This window comes from Blastopirellula marina DSM 3645 (assembly GCF_000153105.1).
GTDB lineage: Bacteria > Planctomycetota > Planctomycetia > Pirellulales > Pirellulaceae > Blastopirellula > Blastopirellula marina.
Genome location: NZ_CH672377.1, coordinates 639,357 through 658,972, shown reverse-complemented (window position 1 = coordinate 658,972; position 19,616 = coordinate 639,357). Strand labels below are relative to the sequence as shown.

At 56.3% G+C, this 19,616-nt stretch carries 16 protein-coding genes; 5 read left to right on the top strand and 11 right to left on the bottom strand.

All coding sequences use genetic code 11. The features are described 5' to 3' along the window. Positions 1-169: 169 nt before the first annotated feature. From DSM3645_RS21765 to DSM3645_RS21755, 3 genes are all read right to left on the bottom strand, one after another. Positions 170-922: an alpha/beta hydrolase family esterase gene (locus tag DSM3645_RS21765; protein WP_002654742.1), complete on the bottom strand. Its 753-nt coding sequence runs from the start codon at positions 920-922 to the stop codon at positions 170-172. A 544-nt stretch (positions 923-1,466) separates the two neighbouring features. Then, positions 1,467-2,912 carry a DUF1501 domain-containing protein gene (locus DSM3645_RS21760; RefSeq protein WP_002654741.1) on the bottom strand — a complete coding sequence of 482 codons (1,446 nt, stop codon included), beginning with the start codon at positions 2,910-2,912 and terminating at the stop codon, positions 1,467-1,469. A 14-nt stretch (positions 2,913-2,926) separates the two neighbouring features. Next, positions 2,927-5,884, bottom strand: a complete 2,958-nt coding sequence (locus DSM3645_RS21755; RefSeq protein ID WP_237564909.1) for a DUF1553 domain-containing protein — start codon at positions 5,882-5,884, stop codon at positions 2,927-2,929. Positions 5,885-6,141: 257 nt separating this feature from the next. On the opposite strand from DSM3645_RS21755, the gene DSM3645_RS21750 reads away from it, so the two are divergent. Continuing rightward, positions 6,142-6,696 (top strand): sigma-70 family RNA polymerase sigma factor, encoded by a 555-nt coding sequence (locus DSM3645_RS21750; RefSeq protein ID WP_002654739.1) that lies wholly within the window; start codon positions 6,142-6,144, stop codon positions 6,694-6,696. Between the two features lie 14 nt (positions 6,697-6,710). Further along, entirely contained in the window at positions 6,711-8,321 is a 1,611-nt protein-coding gene (locus tag DSM3645_RS21745) for a LamG domain-containing protein (protein WP_002654738.1), read from the top strand. A 21-nt stretch (positions 8,322-8,342) separates the two neighbouring features. On the opposite strand, the gene DSM3645_RS21740 is transcribed toward DSM3645_RS21745, so the two are convergent. The 6 genes from DSM3645_RS21740 to DSM3645_RS21710 all read right to left on the bottom strand — a co-directional run bounded on the left by DSM3645_RS21740 (position 8,343) and on the right by DSM3645_RS21710 (position 14,358). Then, entirely contained in the window at positions 8,343-8,747 is a 405-nt protein-coding gene (locus DSM3645_RS21740; protein WP_002654737.1) for a translation initiation factor, read from the bottom strand. Positions 8,748-9,148: 401 nt separating this feature from the next. Next, entirely contained in the window at positions 9,149-9,961 is an 813-nt protein-coding gene (locus tag DSM3645_RS21735) for a sialate O-acetylesterase (RefSeq protein WP_002654735.1), read from the bottom strand. A gap of 187 nt (positions 9,962-10,148) precedes the next feature. Then, a complete protein-coding gene (locus DSM3645_RS21730) occupies positions 10,149-10,559 on the bottom strand; it encodes a hypothetical protein (protein WP_131282784.1) in 411 nt (136 codons plus the stop codon). 53 nt (positions 10,560-10,612) lie between these two features. Next, positions 10,613-11,632 (bottom strand): DUF1559 domain-containing protein, encoded by a 1,020-nt coding sequence (locus DSM3645_RS21725; protein WP_002654733.1) that lies wholly within the window; start codon positions 11,630-11,632, stop codon positions 10,613-10,615. Between the two features lie 556 nt (positions 11,633-12,188). Then, positions 12,189-13,073, bottom strand: coding sequence for an alpha/beta hydrolase (locus DSM3645_RS21715; protein ID WP_002654731.1), 885 nt, complete (start codon positions 13,071-13,073; stop codon positions 12,189-12,191). 154 nt (positions 13,074-13,227) lie between these two features. Next, entirely contained in the window at positions 13,228-14,358 is a 1,131-nt protein-coding gene (locus tag DSM3645_RS21710) for a right-handed parallel beta-helix repeat-containing protein (protein ID WP_002654730.1), read from the bottom strand. A 219-nt stretch (positions 14,359-14,577) separates the two neighbouring features. Between DSM3645_RS21710 and DSM3645_RS21705 the strand changes: the two genes are divergently transcribed. Then, positions 14,578-15,573, top strand: coding sequence for a S1C family serine protease (locus DSM3645_RS21705; RefSeq protein ID WP_002654729.1), 996 nt, complete (start codon positions 14,578-14,580; stop codon positions 15,571-15,573). A 94-nt stretch (positions 15,574-15,667) separates the two neighbouring features. Here DSM3645_RS21705 and DSM3645_RS21700 read toward each other — a convergent pair whose 3' ends face one another. Beyond that, positions 15,668-17,137, bottom strand: a complete 1,470-nt coding sequence (locus DSM3645_RS21700; protein WP_081444964.1) for a FecR domain-containing protein — start codon at positions 17,135-17,137, stop codon at positions 15,668-15,670. Further along, positions 17,067-17,684, bottom strand: coding sequence for a sigma-70 family RNA polymerase sigma factor (locus DSM3645_RS21695; RefSeq protein ID WP_002654727.1), 618 nt, complete (start codon positions 17,682-17,684; stop codon positions 17,067-17,069). Before DSM3645_RS21695 ends, DSM3645_RS21700 begins: the two co-directional genes overlap by 71 nt. A gap of 181 nt (positions 17,685-17,865) precedes the next feature. Here DSM3645_RS21695 and DSM3645_RS21690 point away from each other — a divergent pair, with 181 nt between their 5' ends. Beyond that, on the top strand, positions 17,866-18,837 hold the full coding sequence (locus DSM3645_RS21690) for a DUF1559 domain-containing protein (RefSeq protein ID WP_002654726.1): 972 nt from the start codon (positions 17,866-17,868) through the stop codon (positions 18,835-18,837). Positions 18,838-19,101: 264 nt separating this feature from the next. Next, positions 19,102-19,524 (top strand): carboxypeptidase regulatory-like domain-containing protein, encoded by a 423-nt coding sequence (locus DSM3645_RS21685; RefSeq protein WP_040352914.1) that lies wholly within the window; start codon positions 19,102-19,104, stop codon positions 19,522-19,524. Positions 19,525-19,616 lie beyond the last annotated feature (92 nt).

The following is a 19,616-nucleotide window of genomic DNA, read 5'->3' as shown; positions in this document are numbered from 1 at the left end:
GGTCGATAGAAGCGATTGGTCGGGCCAGAAATGAAACTCGCGGCTAGTCCCGAAACGATTGTGCCGCCTGTGACGATAATGACGCTCGTTTCACGCGTGACGTGATGCTTGGATGCTTGCGATCGGCGTTACTTCAGCTTCGCGTGAGTAGATCGACTTCGCCGGATTGCTACGGTTGCCGACGTCGCAGCAGAAACTGCTCGATCTGTGCATTATGTGGAGTCGACCATTGATGTCCGAGATGAGGGGCTTCGATGAGTTGGACGGAATAGCCCGCCGCGCGGTATGTGGCCGCGTCGCGACGAATCGCGTCGATGACCGGATCGTTGGCGCCGACGATCAACAGAATAGGCGAAGCATTGTCGCTTGGTTCTAGCCCTTTAGGCTTTGATCCGGAATGGGCGACGACGGCGTCAATATCGGTTCGAGTGAATAGTAGCGCCTGAGCGAAGGTTGCTCCGTTCGACATGCCGATCAAATAGACGCCATCGATGTCGAGTTGATTTCTTAGCCGCGCCAGCAATTCATCGATGAACCGCAGATCGCGGTTCTGCGCCAAGTTTTCAGGTGAGATTCCCACGACATTCCACATCGCTTTGTACGCTTCGGGATAGACGACATAGCATTCTCCTCGCGCTGCGAGACGATCCAGTTGCGAATAGTGGGCCATCGACTCGGTCGAATCGCCAATTCCATGCAGCGCGACTACGATCGGAAGCGGAGCATCAGGACGTGATGCGGGAACGGTCAGACGATAGGATCTTGACTCGCCGTCCAGGTTGATTGATTCGATAGAAACAACGATGAAGGGCCTCTCGTTTCGGGAGCTTCGATAGTAGACGACCAAGCCAAATCCGATCAGCAACATGGCAAGCACCACGATCACTCGCATGCAGCGATCTTTGCGAAGGGTGGTGATCATAGTGCGCATGGGGACAAAGTCATCGGCGAAAAATCGATCTTCTCAGGGATGCATTTCTTATTTTAACGCAGCTTCATTGCTATTCCGACGGAATAGTTGCGTGAGCATCCTAGATCGCGAACCCGCTTCTCCATCAACGGCGCGACAGCGGTCTCCCCCGGGACTGGATTGTTCAAGATCGATCTTCAAAGAACAGAGATATCTCATGCCATGAGAAGAGGTTTGTGCTGATCGTGGGGGGAGAAGTTTGACTTTAACGCCATTCATGAATAGCGTCAGCGCCAACACAATAAAACAGAAAGTTGGCTGATGGAGCGGCTATTTCATTGATCGCATCGTTGAGACCGACACCATGTGGAAAGAATCGCCGGTATCGAAAAGTCTCGCAGCAAGGTGACGAAGAGCGTCAAGCGTATTCCGCACGTGGAGCCTTTTTTGAGGACGCAACATTCGTATCCGAATACCGTCGGATGACAAAACGTTACGCCGGCGCCAACTAGGAGCCGATCTTGAATTTTACCCTCGCCGAATTACGGCTAGTCGATCAGGCCAGCAGCTTTTCGAGGACGTGTCCGTGAACGTCGGTCAGTCGACGATCGATCCCTTCATTTCGGACGGTCAGTTGGCGATGGTCGATCCCTAGCAAGTGAAGAATGGTCGCATGGACGTCGTAAACCTGCGTCGGGCTATCACGATCCAGCGGTTTATATCCCCATTGATCGGACGGACCGTAGCTGATTCCTCCACGGATGCCGCCGCCGCAGAGCCAATTGGTGAAGACATACGGATTGTGGTCGCGTCCTTTGCTTCCCTGCGTGCTTGGCATACGGCCAAATTCGGTCGTCCAAAGGACGATCGTGTCTTCCAACAGACCACGCTGTTTTAAATCTTGAATCAATGCGGCTGTGCCGACCGCCATTCCATGCGCCAATGGACCATGATCGCGCTCGATGTCTTCATGGCTATCCCAATTGCGACGTGGAAAACCATTGTCGTTGCCTGACCAGATCTGCACGAAACGGACTCCTCGTTCCAGCAGTCGCCGCGCGATCAGACATTTGCGGCCAAAGTACTCCGCTTCTTCTGCGCGATTGATCTCGCTTGGATAGGTAGCCCCTGGTCGATCGAGTCCGTACATCTTCAAGATATGCTGCGGCTCGGCCGTAATGTCGAGCGCGGCAGGCGCGCTGCGCTGCATTTTGGCGGCTAATTCGTACGAGCGAATCCGCGCTTCTAGGCGCGAGTCTCCAGGGCGCTGGGCGCGGTGCTGCTCGTTCAGCCGTGCGAGCAATTCTAGTCCGGCCTTGTCGCCAGACTCGGTCACATAGTTCGAGCGAGCGGAGAGATCTTCGATCGGATTGTCCCGCTGAGGAAAGATCGCCGTGCCTTGCGAGCTGGCCGGCAGGAATGCGGAACCCCAGTTCTTGGGGCCGTTGCTCGCGAAGCCCCGATGGTCCGGCAAGACGACGAAGGTCGGCAGATTGTCGTTGGCCGAACCCAGGCCATAGCTGATCCAGGAACCCATGCCGGGAAAACCGGGGCGATCGAAGCCGGTCGCTTGCAGATAAGTCGCTTGAGAGTGAACGCCGGTCTTGCCGATCATGTTGTGAATGAAGGCCATGTCGTCGACGCACGCGCCTAACGGGGCGACCACTTCGCTGAGCATTTTTCCCGACTCGCCATACGGGGAAAAAGCGAAGGGGGACTTCATCCAAGGCCCTAAGCCGTTTTGAAACGCTTCGACGTGTTCGCCGAAATCGGACTTTTCGCCGTGGTGCTTTTGGAGCATCGGTTTGTGATCCCACAAATCGACATGACTTGCGGCGCCTGACATAAAGAGCTGCACGACGCGCTTCGCACGCGGCGGATGATGCAGCACTTGAATCGAGCCCCCGGTTTGGGCTTGCGAATCCTCATGCAGCATCATCGCCAACGCGAGACTGCCGAGACCGGCGCCTCCTTGGGCGAGAAAGTTTCTGCGATCGATCATGGGTGAGTTTCCGCTTAGTCGACAAAGACGAATTCACTAAGATTAAACATCAAGCGGCAGAAGTTCACCAATTGATGATCTTGAGCATAGGCGACCATTTCAGCACGCTGCGAATCGCTGGGCGCTCGACCCGTGGTCAGCAACATCGCTCGATCAATTTGATCCGGCAAATCAGCTTGCTCGTTTTCGAGTCGAGCGGCGAACCGCTGCGCCATCACCAAGTTGAAAGGATTGTTCAGCAGCGAGAGGGCCTGAAGCGAAGTGAGCGTTTCATTGCGTCGCGGCGTGCTCTGCGAAGAGTCGGCGCAGTCAAGCGTCGTCATCCAAGGATCGGGCTGCGATCGTACGATGAAGCGATAAATGCTCCGTCGATGCGATGCAGGATCGGCGGGATCGAATTTGTGATACTCGTAGTGCGGCGAGTGGGCGGTCTTTTCCAGGGCGAAGAGATAGAACCCGGGGCCGCCCATGGTGAAATTCAGTGAACCGCTGACCGAGAGGATTGAATCGCGAATCTCTTCCGCTTCCAGTCGGCGGCGATTCATTCGCCACAGATACTGATTGCCGTCGTCGATCGCAGCCTGTGCCGCATCGTGTTGCGATGATTGCTGATAGACGTTACTGGTCACGATCAGGCGATGCAGTTTTTTGAATGACTGTCCGCCGTCGCGGAATTCGCACGCCAACCAATCGAGCAATTCGGGATGCGTCGGCTTGGCGCCCATCCGACCAAAGTCATTCGGCGTCGCGACAATCCCTTCGCCAAAATGGTGCTGCCAGATGCGATTGACGATCGAACGCCAGACCAGCGGGTGTTGCTGGTCGGTCAGCCAGCGGGCCAGCGCAGCACGACGTTCTCCCTCGGACAACGCCGCGTCTAAATGCCAATCGGCATTTTCGCCCAGCGGCAGGAGGCCCGGCGAGACCTCTTGGCGCGGAGTTTGGACGTCACCCCGATGCAGCAAATAGATCGGCCGCGGCGTCGCTGCTGTCGGTTTAAAATTGCCTTGCGTGGGAAAATCGGTCGCTGCGGCATATACCATGCGACTCTGAGGGAGCGCGGCGATCTCGCGCTCGATCGCGACAAGCGACTCTTGCAAGCGATTACGCTGAGCGTTATTTTCCGGCGTTGCCATCGCGGCGCGTTCGGAGATCAATTTCGCCAATTCAATGGATCGCTTGGGATCGTGGTCTTGCGCCCATTTTCCGTCTGTCAGATTGTTTCGTGACCAACGAACCGGGGCTTCGATAGAATCACCCGAAGTCACTTTTCGCCCGAGCGCCACGTTGTTGCCGGCGCCGTCAAAGGCCTGCATCTCGGCGAGCGCCAGCATGTAGTCATTTTTGCGTTCCCCCAGCCGAGTCGCGGTTAAGCGAATGAATCGGACCGGCGCAGCAATTTCAGGGATCTCCAACGGATTCAAGCCGGGATTAGGATAGTCCGTTTTTGTCTGGTTGACGACGGTGGTCCATTGGTCTGGATTCGCCGCGATCTGAACCTGAAATCGAACAGGAAATCCAAATCCAGCGCCGATGCCGGCGTAGTCGTCGTGACAAGGACGCAGCACAATCTTGTCGATGTTTGTGGGCTGACCGAGATCGACCTCGACCCATTTGGTTGTCGCCGCGGTTCGGGTGATGGCGCTGTGATAGCCGTACTCGGGCGCCTTGCTGACTTTGGCGTCGGCTTGCAACTGGCGGATCGACTCTCCCAGTTTCTCGAAGTGCGGACCACCGTCGCTTTCGATTTGTTTTTGCAGTTTCGCCAATTCCGATTTTTGCGCAGCCCGCTTTTCTTCCAGACGGCTTTTCACTCTTTCGATCTGGGGATCAGCGCCGTAAGGGCGGTCGGCTCGATCGACTGCGGCGAAGATTGATTGAAGGCCGTAGTAGTTCTCTTGCGTGATCGGATCAAACTTGTGGTTGTGGCAACGAGCACATTGGACGGTCACGCTGCAGAAACTGTTGATCGCGTTCGAGACCATGTCGTCACGGTCGAGGTTTCTCGCTACCTTGCCATCGATCTTGGCTTCTGATACTTCGACATGTCCGATAAAATCCCAGGGACCGGCCGCCAAAAAGCCCAGTCCCAAAACGCCATCCGGCGAGCCGGGGAACAGGACGTCGCCGGCGATTTGCTCTTGGACAAAGCGAGCATACGGCTTGTCGTCATTGAAAGCGCGAATGACATAGTCGCGATAGGGCCATGCGTTGGGACGCAGTTTGTCTTTGTCGTATCCGCACGTATCGGCATACTTGACGACATCCAGCCAATGCCGCGCCCAGCGTTCTCCGTACTGATCAGAGGCCAACAGACGATCGACTAGCTTCTCGTATGCCAGCGGATCGGAATCATTATTAAATGTGGCGACCTCCTCCGGCGTCGGCGGCAATCCGGTCAGATCGTAGGTGACGCGGCGAATCAACGTGCGGCGATCGGCGGCCGGCGAAGGCTGAAGCCCCTGCTCGTCGAGCTTTTCTAAAATGAACTGATCGATCGCGGTCTTCGCCCAGGGATCCGCTGATTGTGGCACGGCTGGCAAGATAAGAGGTTGATACGACCACCAAGCGAAATCAGAAACGCGAGCCGCTTGCAGTTGGAAGTCGGCGGGCCAATCCGCGCCGTCGTCAATCCACTTGCGGATCACAGCGAGCTCCGCGGGAGTGAGCGGATCGGCGTTTTTGGGCATAGCGGCGATGCCGTCGATCGGCGAGATCAGCTCAACCAGATGACTGGCCGCCGCGTCCCCTGGTTCGATGTAACCGTCAGCCAACGCTTGGGCGACCGATTGCAGCGAGAAATCGCCTTGCGGCTGATCGCCGCTGTGACAACTTAGGCATTTTTGCTGCAAGATAGGGGCAACTTGCTGCGGAAAGAAATCGCCCGCTTGCGTCGCACTGGGCAACGCGATCAGGAACAACGCGACGACCAACAAGGCGAGAGGAGCCGAATTTCGCCGGGCATGTTTCACGATAGCGAATTCCTTGGTTTGCGGTGGGAAGAATGGAGGGGGCGGCGGCGTTACGAAGCATTGACCCACCGCATTCAGAATTAGTACCAGAAAATCAGGCTCGGCGACAACCTTTTGGGTACTAATTTGGGGTCGACCGCGCCATTCCCTAATAGCCAGCGATCCGCTTGGCGTCGCTGCCGAAGAGCGGCAGATTAGAATAGCAGCCTGCACGACTGCCTGAATGACTTGGTTTTTTGGCCACACACGCGGCAGATATGAACGAAGATCGGATCCACAGGTCCTCGGACTACGAAGATTTCCTCCGGCTGTTCACACGCGACCAATTGCGTGTGCTGGCCTATATCCGTGCGCTGATTCATGACCACTCGGTTGCTGGCGACGTGTTTCAGGAAACGAGTCTAGAACTTTGGCGCAGCTTTGCAACCTTCCGGCGAGACGAAGAATTTACCCCTTGGGCGCTGGGAATCGCACGGCATCAGGTTCTGAAGTATTGGCGCACGCGCGACCGCGATCGTCATATTTTTAGCGAGGTGTTGCTGGCGGAGATCTCGGCCACTGCGATCGGCTTGGCCAGCGAATTGGAACCGCGACAAGAGGCGCTCGACGAGTGCGTGACCTTGCTCAGCGATCGCCAGCGAGAACTGATTCAATTGTTCTACGGCGAAAATCAATCGGCCGCGACGATCGCCGATGCGTGGAACCGATCGGTGCATGCGGTCTACAAATCGCTGAAAGTGATGCGGCGCTCTCTACTGGAATGCGTCGAGTCGAAGCTTGCCACCCAACAACCTAACAACGTCCGCAGATAACCAAGAGAACATTCGTGAATCGCACCGAGCAAATCTTCGAACTCGCCGATCGTCAATTTGACGGTACGGCGACGCCAGACGATGTGGCGCGTCTTGCCGAGTTGCTCACGAATGACCCGGTCGCGCATTCCATCTACCTTCGCTATTCGCTTGTGCATGCGCAACTGCGGATGACGCCGCCGGCGCTGCAACGGCTTACAGCGTCCGCCCATTCCGATCCGACGCTTTCCGCACAGGTCGGGACGACGCCGATCGGATGGAAGCGATGGTCCGTCGGAGTCTCGTTGGCGACTGCAGCTTCCATAGTTCTCGTACTTTGGATATCGCTGAGCAATGCGCCGCGGCAAGACCTGCTTGAGCACGCACCCGATGAGCAATTTGCGGATGCAGCACCGTCCAATTACGACAACCGCCAGCCGCCGATTGGCGCCGTCGGTAAGTTAGAGGGGCACGATTCCGGACCGCTGACGTTGTCGATTGCTCAGGGAGAGACGGAGTTCGCATCGTCAGGCGGCGCCAATTTGCGAGTCACAGGGCCGGCCCTGTTTGGAGTCAATTCGCCGGAAGAGGGCGTTCTTTACAATGGGTCGGTCCATGCGATGCTTGAGAGCCCGCAATCGAGGTTCTCAGTGACGACTTCCAATCTGCGCGTGGTCGATATGGGAACCGAATTTCAAGTCGCGATGCTGGATGATCGACATATTCGCGTGCAGGCGATGCATGGCCAGGTCGATGTCCAGTCGCGCGTACGCTTACCTTCTTACTATTGGCACTTTGACGATCGCGAGGGAGCGGCCAGCGAGGATGCTCCCTCGATTTCCACGCCGCTGACGTTGGGCGAACACGCTCAACGAGTTCCCGGCATCGTCGGGCACGGCGCTATTCGCTTTGACAACACGCCAGAATCGATTGTGCAGATCGATGAAGGAATGGGAACCGAGATCGGCGATGGTTTGATGGCCTGCAGCAGCGGAATCACGATCGAGGCCATGTTCATCTCGGAGTGGTCCGGCGAACTTCTCGATTATGACGAGATTTTTCGCAAAGAGGATGGAGTCTACCGCATCTTGCTTAGCTTTCAAAATGACGATGATGTAGGAGACTATGATCTTCCGGAGGTCGCTCCGGGGCCGTGCTTATCGTTTGGACTGCATATCGAACAGCAGGGTTATAGCGAACTGGACATGCCGCTGGATGGTCGCGATGGGCGACCGACCGTGGAGCAGTTGACAGACGGCAAGCCTCATCATGTGGTGGCGACCTACGATAGTTTCAGTGGACAGAAGGCGCTCTATATCGATGGAAAGCTTTGTTTTCAGCACCAATTTTCGGTCGGCGGTTTGATCCTCTGCGGCGGGCCGGCGCCGGCGGTCGTTGGCAATATGTGGCGCAAGCGTGAGCCTTTTGCAGGCGTCCTCGACGAAGTCGCGTTGTATGATTTTCCGCTGACCGCCGAAGAAATTTCGCTCCATTTCGAGAACGCCGCGGCAGGCGTCTGCTATTTTGGAGCAGATTCGCACGGCCTAGACGCCGCGCGATGGAAATCGATCACGCTCGTCACGGCCGGAACGCAGCGAGTCTTTGACAAGCTGACCGGATTGCCGGTCGACGTGATGATTCCCTAGCAACCGCCGTCGCTTTACGCACTAACCTTTCACGCGATAGCCGAGTGCACTGAGTGACTTGCGAACGCGATCGGCATGGTCCCCTTGGATTTCGAGCAGGTCTTCCTTCGCCTTCACGGTTCCGCCGCTGCCGCAATCGGCCTGAAGTTGCTTAAGCAACGCCGGCAGGTCGTTGGCGACATCGGTTAACCCTGTGATGACCGTCGCTTTTCTTCCCCCTTTGCGCTTTTGCACGCTGAGAACGGCGATTTGATTTTCCGGGGGAAGGCGGCCCGCTTCGCGCTGCTGACGGTCCGCCGCTTGTTGACGCCGCGCCTCGCTCGCCGCTTTCTCAGCAGGCGTGCATTTGCACTGCGGCAATAGCTCGCCGCAGTCGTCGCACTGGGGCGGAATATCGAAGGGAGTTCCAGCAAACAGACGCGACATGACCGACGGGCTCTCCGAAGAATAAGGAAGGGACGAAGATCAGTTTAGCACAGTTGGCGAATGGTCGAGCAGGAATGAAACCTGGCCAGGATCAAACCGAAATACTCGCATGATAAAACACTCGTGTCGAAGCTTTCCGCATGGAAGATTCCACTTGGATTTTCAACGACATTTCAATTTGCACTCGCCGCTGCAGTTGAAACCAAACCAGTGGTACACGCTGCGAGTCACGGTCGCAGGAGACACGATGACAGCTACGATCGACGGCGCTTAGGTCGCGCAATTTTCGTCGGAGGAAGTTGCTCATCCGACGAAACGAATAATCACTTTGGCCGTCAACCATTCGGCTTGGATCGACGACCTAAAAATTTGGACGTGGAAGTAAGCCGCGGCGCCGCCAACTACTTGGCTGGTGCAAGATCGAGATACGCTTTGGCGTAGCGTCGACCGAATTCGCGGTACGACTTGGCGTTGAAATGGACCTTGTCTCCCTTGTGCGTCAGGCCTTCGCCGGAGACGAACGCCGCGTTGGGATGAGACGCGGCGTAATGTCGCTGTGCCGCATCGACCTGTTTCTTGGCATCGTCCCAAGGGCGTTCTTCGAATACGCCCAATTGCCCAACCAGGAACGGCACTTCGGGAGCGTCTAGTTCTTTCCGAACTCGCGTCACTAGCTCATCCAGCTTTTGCTCGTAGACCTTGGCCTTGGCGGGATTCGAGTCTCCTTCTCCCTGGTGCCAGAGAATGCCGCAGAGGACGCCTGACTCGAGCGCCTGCTTGGCCCGCGGCAACGCATCATCATAGGGATGGCTCTTGGTCGGCTTATCATAGGCGCCAGGCGTCCATCGATCGATCGGCGTGCCGCCAACCGCACACGGGATCAGGCCAACGGTGATCTCTGGGTTTGCGTTGGCGATCTCGAGGCCAAAAGTTCGGCCGAGTCCGACGCCGGCGATCCCAGGCTTATCGAAATGGATCGGATCAACCGCCGGGACCCACTGGCCAGCCTTGTTGAGCGTCAGCACGCGTGGATTGATTTCTTTGTCTTGGGCTTCCACTTTGCCGCGGCCCGCCATGTTCGACTGACCGATCAGCAGAAAAAGCTGAAACTTTTCTTTGGGGGGAAGCGTGACGCTCGTCGGCTCTGCGCAGAATGCGACGAGGGAAGCGGCGTTCATGAGAAGCAGCGACATCACAGCGGATCGAATAGACATGGCTGGTAGGATTTCTGGGTTGGCAGGGGGGAAAGAAGCGATTCTGGCCAAGTGGGGAGGACGCCGTCAGCATCGGCCCCGTCGATCCATTCTAGCTGGCCGAGCGGGGAGAATCACCACACTGCCTATCAACTTTGCGAAGAAGGATATCTCGTGAACGAGTCGCGATAGAGATCTTGCCGTGCGGCTAGCGGGATTTCGGCGGCTTCTCGACAACGATCTCCCACGGCGTCGACTTGCCGGGAACCTCGAAGCTTAATCCAGACTGCTCAGGATCCATGAACTTGGGATGGATTAACAACTTGGGAGTAAAATCGCGATCTCCCCAGTTGTCTGGAGGGAGCGACATCGCATTCTCGATGTAAACGCGATAGACGCCTGCCGGAACTCCGTCGTCCACGTCGAGCGTTCCGACTTGGAACGAACCGTCGGGATGAATCAGTCCCCAGGAACTTGTATTGGCATCCCCGCCGTCCAGCATCACGCGTCCCGTTTTCAGAGGAGATCCATCGGTGAAATGAACGTGACCTATGACTGGGTGCATCGAACTGCCGCCGCATCCCGCGGCGCAGGCCAGCAACGATGCGAGTGCGAACATGCGAAGCGCAGACTTTAAGAACGACGAATGTTGCATTGGATAGATTGATTTCATTAGGGAAGACTCACCACGTTGCCTTCGTTGGCCCCTCCCAGTGAGATCAAGACGTTGGAGTTGACGTTAACCGCCAACGCTTGGACTGAGCCATCGGCAAACAGAAAATTACAAGCTCCCGGATGCCAACTTCCGAGCGCTGGGCTGCTGTTGACGCTCAGTCCGACTCCTTCGTTAGGTGAACGGGCCAGACCGTAATTCACACTCCCGGCGACCCAATATTCGCCGTAGCCGCCTGGGCCGTTCGAGCGATTCCAATAGAGGTAGCCGTCACTGCCGTTGGGCCCGCGATCCGCCCGACAACAAAGTCCCAGAAACCCGGCCGTGATATGCTTCTCTCCCACAATCATCGTATTGCTGGTTCCGTCGGTAATTCGCGCCAGCGTGTCACGCGGGCGCCAGCCGCCGTTAGGATTGTCAATCGCGTCGGTGACGGGGCTGTTGCTGATAGCGATTAAGTTTTTATCGTCGCTGGTTTGCGCCACGCGCAGCGCTTGCAGTTGCGAACTAGGGTTTTTCCAGAACTGCCATTTTTCCGTGCCTGCAATGACAATTGCATAGTCGCCTACCGGCACCCCTTTGCTGTTTTTTCCTTCGGCGGCTGATCGACGCGAAGGGCAGAGATAACCGCCGATCACGGTATTGCGCAGGACGCTGTAGTTGGCGCTCGCTGCGGCCGCGGCGCTGGCGCCGATATGCGATGCGTTGGTGCAAGCATCAACGCCGCCGGGGGCTTCGATGTCGAGTTGGCCGTAGACGTTGCCTTGCTCCATGTAAGGCATCAAGACCGCCCAGAGGGTTACTCCTGTATTGCCGGTCGTCGCCGGTGGAAGCCCGTTGAAAGTGTCATGAAAACTGTGGACCGCAAGCCCGATTTGCTTCATGTTGTTGACGCATTGCATGCGTCTGGCCGCTTCTCGCGCTTGTTGTACGGCGGGAAGGAGCAAACCGATGAGAACTCCGATGATGGCGATCACCACTAACAGTTCGACCAGGGTAAATCCGGTCGCCGCTGGCAAAGAGTTCCGACGCCGTCCAGGGACAACGTACGAAATGGACTGGCTAGTCGACGTGTCAAAATGACGACATGCGAATCGGAGAAAGAACATCGAACCCACTCCTAAATGGCTCCGCCAATCGTCGCGGCAATGACGCGGCAGTGGAGAGCGTTATGGCTGACAGGATTGCAATGAACGTGGGAAAAAGGCGCAGGCGTCGCCGCGATTTTTCGGTGATGTTGGAAAAGTCGTCGCCACACTCTGCGGCGCAAGGAAAAGGGGCAGTCTACCGGGCTACGGATCGCATTTTTGACGCGATAGAAGCCGTTGATGTGACTGCCATGTGCAAAGTACGCGACTCTGCAGGAGGGTGCAAGGGAAAAGTTTTGAAAATGATATTGCTAGAATAGCGAGTCTCTTTTTGCCTTTTCCAAGGCTCGGCGAAGTCACTTCACAAAAAAAGGGATGACGCCGTAATCGGCGTCATCCCCATGTACAGAACTTGGTTCTCTCGGCAGTTGCGATCGCGATCCGCGAACGACTCGGAAGTCGCTTGCACGGATGTTGAAAACTAGACCTAATTGGTCAGGCGGTCGATGAGATACTCGGTCGAGTTTTTGTACTTCGGTTTTTCGGTACCCGGCGTCACCAGCACGACGTCGACGTCCGCTTCTTCCAGACGTTCCGCCAGCTTGACGCCCATGATGCCTGAGTGGGTCGGATCCTTCGGCGAGGCGCCGACCACCGGAACTTCACCACCATAGAACAACGCGATCGGGGGATCGTCTTTCGAGACGCTTTCGATCGGCGAATATTCTTTGATCCAGGGCATCAACGATTCACGATTTTCGATCACGCTTTCCAGGTTCGGCAGACCAAACGCGTGGGCGCCATATTTGTAGTTGGGCATCCACTCGCGCAGTTCTTTCGGATCGAGCGAAACCTGGGCTCCGTTGACCGCGGCGCAGTAGAGACGGGTCGACTCGCGAGCGATCGGATCGTCGCTTTTGGGATCGGCCAAATCATCGTGAAACGCAAGCCACAGCGAACTGCACGCGCCGGCCGAACCGCCGGTAGCGCCGATACGTTCTTTATCGAGATTCCACTCTGACGCCTTCGAGCGGACAAATTGCAAAGCCCGGGCGGCGTCGCTCAGCGGCGCTTTGACCGGCGGCTCCACTTTTTGTTCGACGCCGTTTTGGACATAGCGGTAGTTGATTGCGACTACCGAAATACCTTTGTCTAGGAATGCTTTCGGATTCGTTTTTTTATCGCCGCCGCGCCATCCTCCGCCGTGAATGTAAAAGACGACCGGCGTCGGCTTGTCCGACTTCGCGGGATAAAAATCAAGCACTTGTCGCGGATGATCGCCATACGGCAGATTGAGCAGCTGTTTCAGTTCTTCGGCTTGCAACTGCGTGGTGAGCAGCAGCAGCGCGAGAGTCAGCAGAATTCGCTTCACGAGATGGGCTCCTTAGGTGGGTAGGGGGAGAAGGTAGGAGATCTTTTTTAGAGGATTCGAAGTCACTTTCCAACATGATTGACGGGAAAGTTCGCAAAATAGGGAACGCATCGCTTGGTTGTAGACCGCTGGCGGGTTAAGAAGCGAATCCAATTTATCGCGCGTCGAGTTCGACGCCGTCAACCAAATTCCGCCCCTGGTAGGTCACGTCGGCGCCGAGCGTATTGAAGCCGATATTCTCGCAGACGCAGTTGTCAACCAGCAGCGTCCCTCCGTTAATTCGCACTAGACCACGATCGGACTTCTGTTGGGTGGTGATCGTAACGTGCTGCAGTCGCAACGCGAACAACTTGTCTTCGGAGCGCGGTCCGGCGACGAGCGCCGCCGCCGATGTCGAATTGAGAATTTTGCAATCGATCAACGCATGCGCTTTACCGATAAGCAGAACGTCGGTGTTAACGTTTCCGTAGAATTCGCAGTTGCGATAAACGGTCTCGGACGCGTTCACGTCGGCGATCCCATTTTCGTTGCCGTAGAACTTGCCCCCGGTGATCAGGCACTCGGAGGTTTCGTGGGCCGAAAAACCTTCGTCAAAGCAGTCGTAGCCGTTGATATTCTCGAACGTCAGTTCGCGCCCGTCGCCGTGAATGTTGAAGCCGTCATTCAGGAAGTTGCGCGTGTTCAGATTACGAACGACAATTCGCTGACAAACGCCGCCGAGGCCGATTCCATTCACACGCGTTGACCACTCGAGATTCTTGATCGGTCCGCACACATAGAGCCAGCCGGTCTTCTCATCGATGTTCTCAAAGCAAAACTGTCCCGGCTTCAGATCGGCAGGTGCAGGGAACTGCGGCGAGCCAGCGCTTTGCGTCCGTCCCATCCGCTGCATCACGCCGGCCACGATCAGCAGATGCCGGTCAAGCGGCGTTCGCTTCAGCACGCGACGATACAGATTGACGCCCACCGTCTCCCAACCGTCGACCGGCAATGGATCGGCGCCGTCCAACGTCACGCCGTTCCCTTCGATCGTGATTCCGGATCGATTGCCAAAGCTCGCCGACTGTCGAATAACGGCGCCGTGAGGATAGAGCTGAATCACGTCGCCATCCTGGGCCGAATTGATCCCCTTCTGCAACGACTTAAACGGCTCCGCTGCGCCGCCAGAATTCGCATCGCTGCCGGTCGCCGCATTGACGTGCCATTCACGAGCAGACAGCGGCGCCGCGATCAATAGCATCGCCAAAACGAGAGAAACGCACAGAAGCGAGAAAGGCTTGGGCATCGGTTTTCTAATCGAGCTGGATGGGAAAGGGGCTAAAAGGGTTGTCACTTGGCAGGGATGAAGCGACCGGTGGGATTTTCGATCATACTTTGCGGCGGCGACGAAATCTATCTCGATGTGGGGACTCATTCGCCGCCGATGTGCGTGGCGCTGCTCGCATCTGTCCTTTGCGCTTTGACTGCGTAAGATTGGAGAATACTTTTCTCGGAAGGGACAGGCATGAAAAAAGCGGACGATTCACTGCGATTTCTCTCTGGCGCCGATGGAGGTGGTGATCATGCATCGACGCCGCGGAGGGCCAATCCTGCCGATGCGGATCTGCTGGACGCCTATTCGCAAGCGGTGATTAATGTGGTCGAAAGCGTGTCTCCGGCGGTTGTCAGCGTCTCGGGCGAACGGGGCGGAGCCGGTTCTGGATTTCTCGTTACGCCGGACGGATACGCGATCACCAACAGTCATGTGGTCGCAGGACGCCGGCGTTTGTTCGCCGAGACCAATGACGGCGATCGCGTCGACGCAAAAGTGATCGGCGATGATCCTTCCACCGATATCGCACTTTTAAAGCTGGCTTCGAGCGAACTTCCCTACGCGGAGTTGGGAGAATCGAACGCGAGTCGAGTGGGGCAATTGGTGATCGCGATGGGAAGTCCGTTGGGACTTCATTCGACGGTTTCAACCGGCGTGATCAGTGCGGTTGGCAGAACGCTGCGTGGTCAAGATGGACACTTGATTGAGAACATTGTCCAGCACACGGCGCCGATCAATCCCGGCAATAGCGGCGGCCCGTTGGTCGACTCGCGCGGACGCGTCGTCGGCGTTAATACGGCGATCATCGCAATGGCGCAGGGGCTAGGTTTTGCTGTTCCTAGTGATACGGCGCAGTGGGTGATTTCCGAGATTTTGACGCATGGGGTCGTTCGCCGTAGACAACTGGGAGTTACCGCCGCTGCGCAGCGATTACCCCGAGCGATGGTGCGACAATTTGACCTGCTCTCAGACCAAGTCGTGGAAGTCGTCGATGTCGCAGCCGGCGGGGTCGCTAGGCAAAGCGGCGTTCGAACTGGTGATTTGATTGTCGCGATCAATGATCGCATCACGGCCAGTGTGGATGACATTCATCGCTTACTGGCGGTCGTTCCGCACGATCTCCCCTTGGTGCTGACGCTGATTCGCGGGGATCGAAAGCTCGAGCTGGCGATCGCCTGGAAAAGTTAGCGTTTCGATTGCGGCGGAGGCGCGCGTTCGCCAATCCGCAAAGCGACTTCGACGAGTAAATCGTCAAGCGACCGGCGAAACCACGCCTGTAGAACTATGGTTCCAATTCAAACTCAAGAGTCGGCGGCAATTGCGTCGGATGACGACGACTGGCGAAAGTGGTCGGCGAAGAAAACGGGGAGACTTGAAGGTTATTCCGCACGATGATTAAAGTGACGATGCCGTTGGTATCGGATTTCAGGAAGTCCGTCAAACCCTTACTTTCCAAAACGACTTGCCCTGAGTCGCGCCCAGCGGGGATTTCGAACTCGCCGAGTTTCTGCGTCACGGTTTCGTCGACCTCATCCGCTCCGTCGAGATTGGCTGGCGCGTTGTCCCAACGAAGATCCTCGCGGCGCCAGTCATCCAGGGACTCTGCGGTGATTCCGTAAACCGTAAACCGAGCGTCAGGTTCTTCGGTGGGGTGAGAAAACTTACTGGATTGGAGCGTCAGGATTAGTTTCGCATGATTATAGTGGAGCCCTTTTACCAAGCTCAGGTCGAATGCGAGATAGCCTTTGCGGCGATATTCGTTGGGGCAGTTTTTCACCAGAATCAACGCAGGATCGGTTAGCTGCGGCGCGTTACTCTTGACGATCGTAGCGTCGCGCCCCATCGCCGTTGTGATTCGGATCGAATTGAGCGGCACGTTATTTTCTTCGGACCGAGCCACGTAAAACTCACTCAATTCAGCTGCGGTCTTCTCACTCACCGCTTGTTGTGTCGCGGTCACCGCTTCGCCCTTGATCAGCATGGTCGCTTTGCCGGAATTTGGATGTCGGATCTCCACTTCTCCGTCGAGCACTTGCAAGTGTGAGATGTCACGCGCGCGATCAACCGAGATGGCGAACTTGGTGCCGTGGTCGATTGCAATCGCGCTCGGAGTGTGGACGGCGAATCCATGCGCCGACTCGGGAGCTTCTACGATCACCGTTCCGGAATGCAACACGGCGGTCAATTCATCGCGCAGTTCAAGATCCGTTTGGCCACCCAGAAAGACCTTCGCGCCCGACTTAAATCGCAGGATCGCGCGTCCTTGCTCCAGCCGCATCCGGCCAGGGCCCAGAGGTAAGCCGATTTCGGTCGCCAGCGTGCTCGCTCCCCATGTCGCATCGTCGCAGCGCACCAATTCAGCGATCGCCTGCTGTTTGGCGGCCTGCGGTTCTTGAGCGAGCCAGAAAAACATCGCAGCCACGACAACGCAAGCCGCGACGATCGCCGAATACCAAGTCGAGGATCGCTGCTCCTTCCGAGAAACAACGGTCGGCCACTCGTATTCGCCCACCTGCAGACGAGGAATCTCCCGACGCAAATGGGCGTGCGTTTGAGTTAGATCGAGAAACAACGCTCGCGCTTCAGAGTCTTCCAACAGCATTCGTTCGAGAAACTCCAACTGATCAGCAGGCAGAGTTCCTTCGATCAAGTGCTCGATCGCGATGGCAATTTGTCGCGCTTCATTTTCCTGCATCAGGCAGCTCATCACTTCTGTAGGGTTCAGAAACCGGCGATGACGACGATTCGCCATAACGAATGCAGTCTCGCAGCGCAAGTCGAATGCGGCTGAGTACGCGATAGATCGCTGCCGGCGTGCGATCGACGGTCGCGGCGATCCGATCGATCGAAAGTTGCTGTTCGTAGCGCATCTGGATGATTTGTTGGTGTTGTTCAGGCAACCGCAAAAGGCAACGCTTCAAATGTCGAATCCAATCCACGCGTCCGCTTACGTCCGCTTCGTAATCTTTCGCAAGCATCGCGTAACAGTCCTGAGACAACCCGCAGTGCAACTTGTCGCGACCCTTCTTTTTGCGAAACGCGAGAATTCGATGAAATGCCGTGCGTCTTGCCCAAGCACCAAAATCGGTTCCCAATTCAAATTGGTCGAAGTTGCGCCACAGCGCGATCTTCGTGTCTTGGAGGATGTCGTCGGCATCCGGTGAATGCGGCACCATCGTCATCACAAATACCGCCAACAGACGTTCATTCTCGGCCAATAATTGAATGAACTGCTCAATGTGAGCATCCGCTGTCGCAGCATCGCCGCTCGATGGACGTCGTTGTTCACCGCCTGTCATAGGTATTAAGTGCTCCCGCAAGCCATTTCGGACATCAAAAGGAGTTGTTACGCGGAATTAATTTAAAAATTTATCGGCGAAAAAGTGTCCAAAACTCGTTTGTGGGGCACTTACTTGGCATGACGTGATCATTTATTTCTCAATACCCTGCCATTTTCTCCTCTCCTAGGAAAAAATTCACGTGAAACAAAAACATGCGGCCCATCACGCTCCAGAAAACCCCCATTCTGGATTTACGCTCGTCGAATTGCTAGTCGTGATTGCAATCATCGGCGTTCTCATCGCTTTGTTGCTGCCTGCCGTTCAGCAGGCTCGCGAAGCCGCGCGAAGACTCCAGTGCAAAAGCAATCTAAAGCAGATCGGCTTGGCGATGCACAACTATCACGATGTGCACAACACCTTTCCGCCGGGAGCGCTCAACCCGGGAACCAACTGCGACATCGTCTCTCCCGATCAGAAAATCTTAAACCACACGGCGTTCCAGATGATTCTGCCGTATGTGGAACAATCGGCTCTCCATAACCAAATCGACTTTTCCTCCCCCTCCGGAAAATCTCGCTACAACAACAATAGCAATTGCACCGCCACGATTCCGACCACCGATCAGTTCGCGCTGGTGACCAGTCAACTGTCGATTTTCGCCTGCCCTAGTGATCCAGGGCCAGAGCGTGGTGACGCCAATCATGAATTCTCCGTCGCCAACGGCGCCTACCGAACGAGTTACGGTCTGGTGTCGCACCAGGGGGATGGAGCTTGGAGCACGACCTGGGCGAAGAGCACGGCGTTAGACAAGGGCATGTGGGGCCCCAATGGAGCGGCAAGTTTTCGTGACATCACCGATGGGACGAGCAATACGGTCGCGATGACGGAGGCTCCTTTTCAAAAGAAATCCGGGGAGAAGTGGACAGGCCCCTACTGGAATACCTACACCTATATTTACTGGCTCGAATTGAAGAAGGGAATCAATCAAATCGTCGCCGATACCCCAAATTCAGGCGTGGGTAGAAATGGAGTCGGCAGTCTGCATAAGGGGGGAGTTCATTTCCTCTTGGCCGATTGTTCCGTTCGCTTTATGAGCGAGAACGCCGATCAAGTCGGCGTCATCAACGCGATGCAATCGATCCGCGGCGGCGAAGTGATCGGCGAGTTTTGACAACTAGGCCGCTCGCGCCAGAGCGACTTACGCCGCTATTTGGGGATCGCATTCAGACGGTTAAACGTAAGCGAGTTCTGCGGCGTAAGTTTCGCGTGCTTGGCCCATGCAAGAAGATAAACAGCCGGCGCGACTGCCGCCCAATTTCTACTTTCCCTTTTCGACGTGATCGAGACTTCGGCGCGACCTGCCACGAATAGGATCGCAGCGTCTGCCTGGTTCCGTCGACTTGAAACAACTTGGCTTTCTATTAGGAATGACGAAGTGCAAGTACTTCTAAAGTGCAATATCGTGAGTCTCGCGCTCTGCGGTTTGCTCCTGGCCGGATGCTCGGCCGGACCATCGGATCTCCCCGAAGTCGCCCCGGTTACCGGTACGGTGACGCTCGACGGCAAGCCGCTCAATAACGCCACGCTGAAGTTTCAACCAACCGCCGGCAGACCATCGACCGGGCTGACCAATGAACAGGGGCAATACAGTCTGAGATACAATATCGATCTCGACGGCGCGAAGCTGGGCGACCATTCGGTAACGATCACCACCTATCAGGAATTTGACGATCCGTCCAATCCCAGCAAACCGGCTTCGCCAGAACGATTGCCGGCCAAATATCACACCAAATCAGAACTGGTCGCCGAAGTCACCGCCGGGGACAACGTCGTCGATTTTGATCTGAAGTCAAAATAAGTTGGAATCAACGGGGGCGCCTTCGCGTGCTGCGCTGCGCGATTGCTTCTCCAATGGGCGAGAACGCCAATGCTCGGGGTGGAAAGCATCTT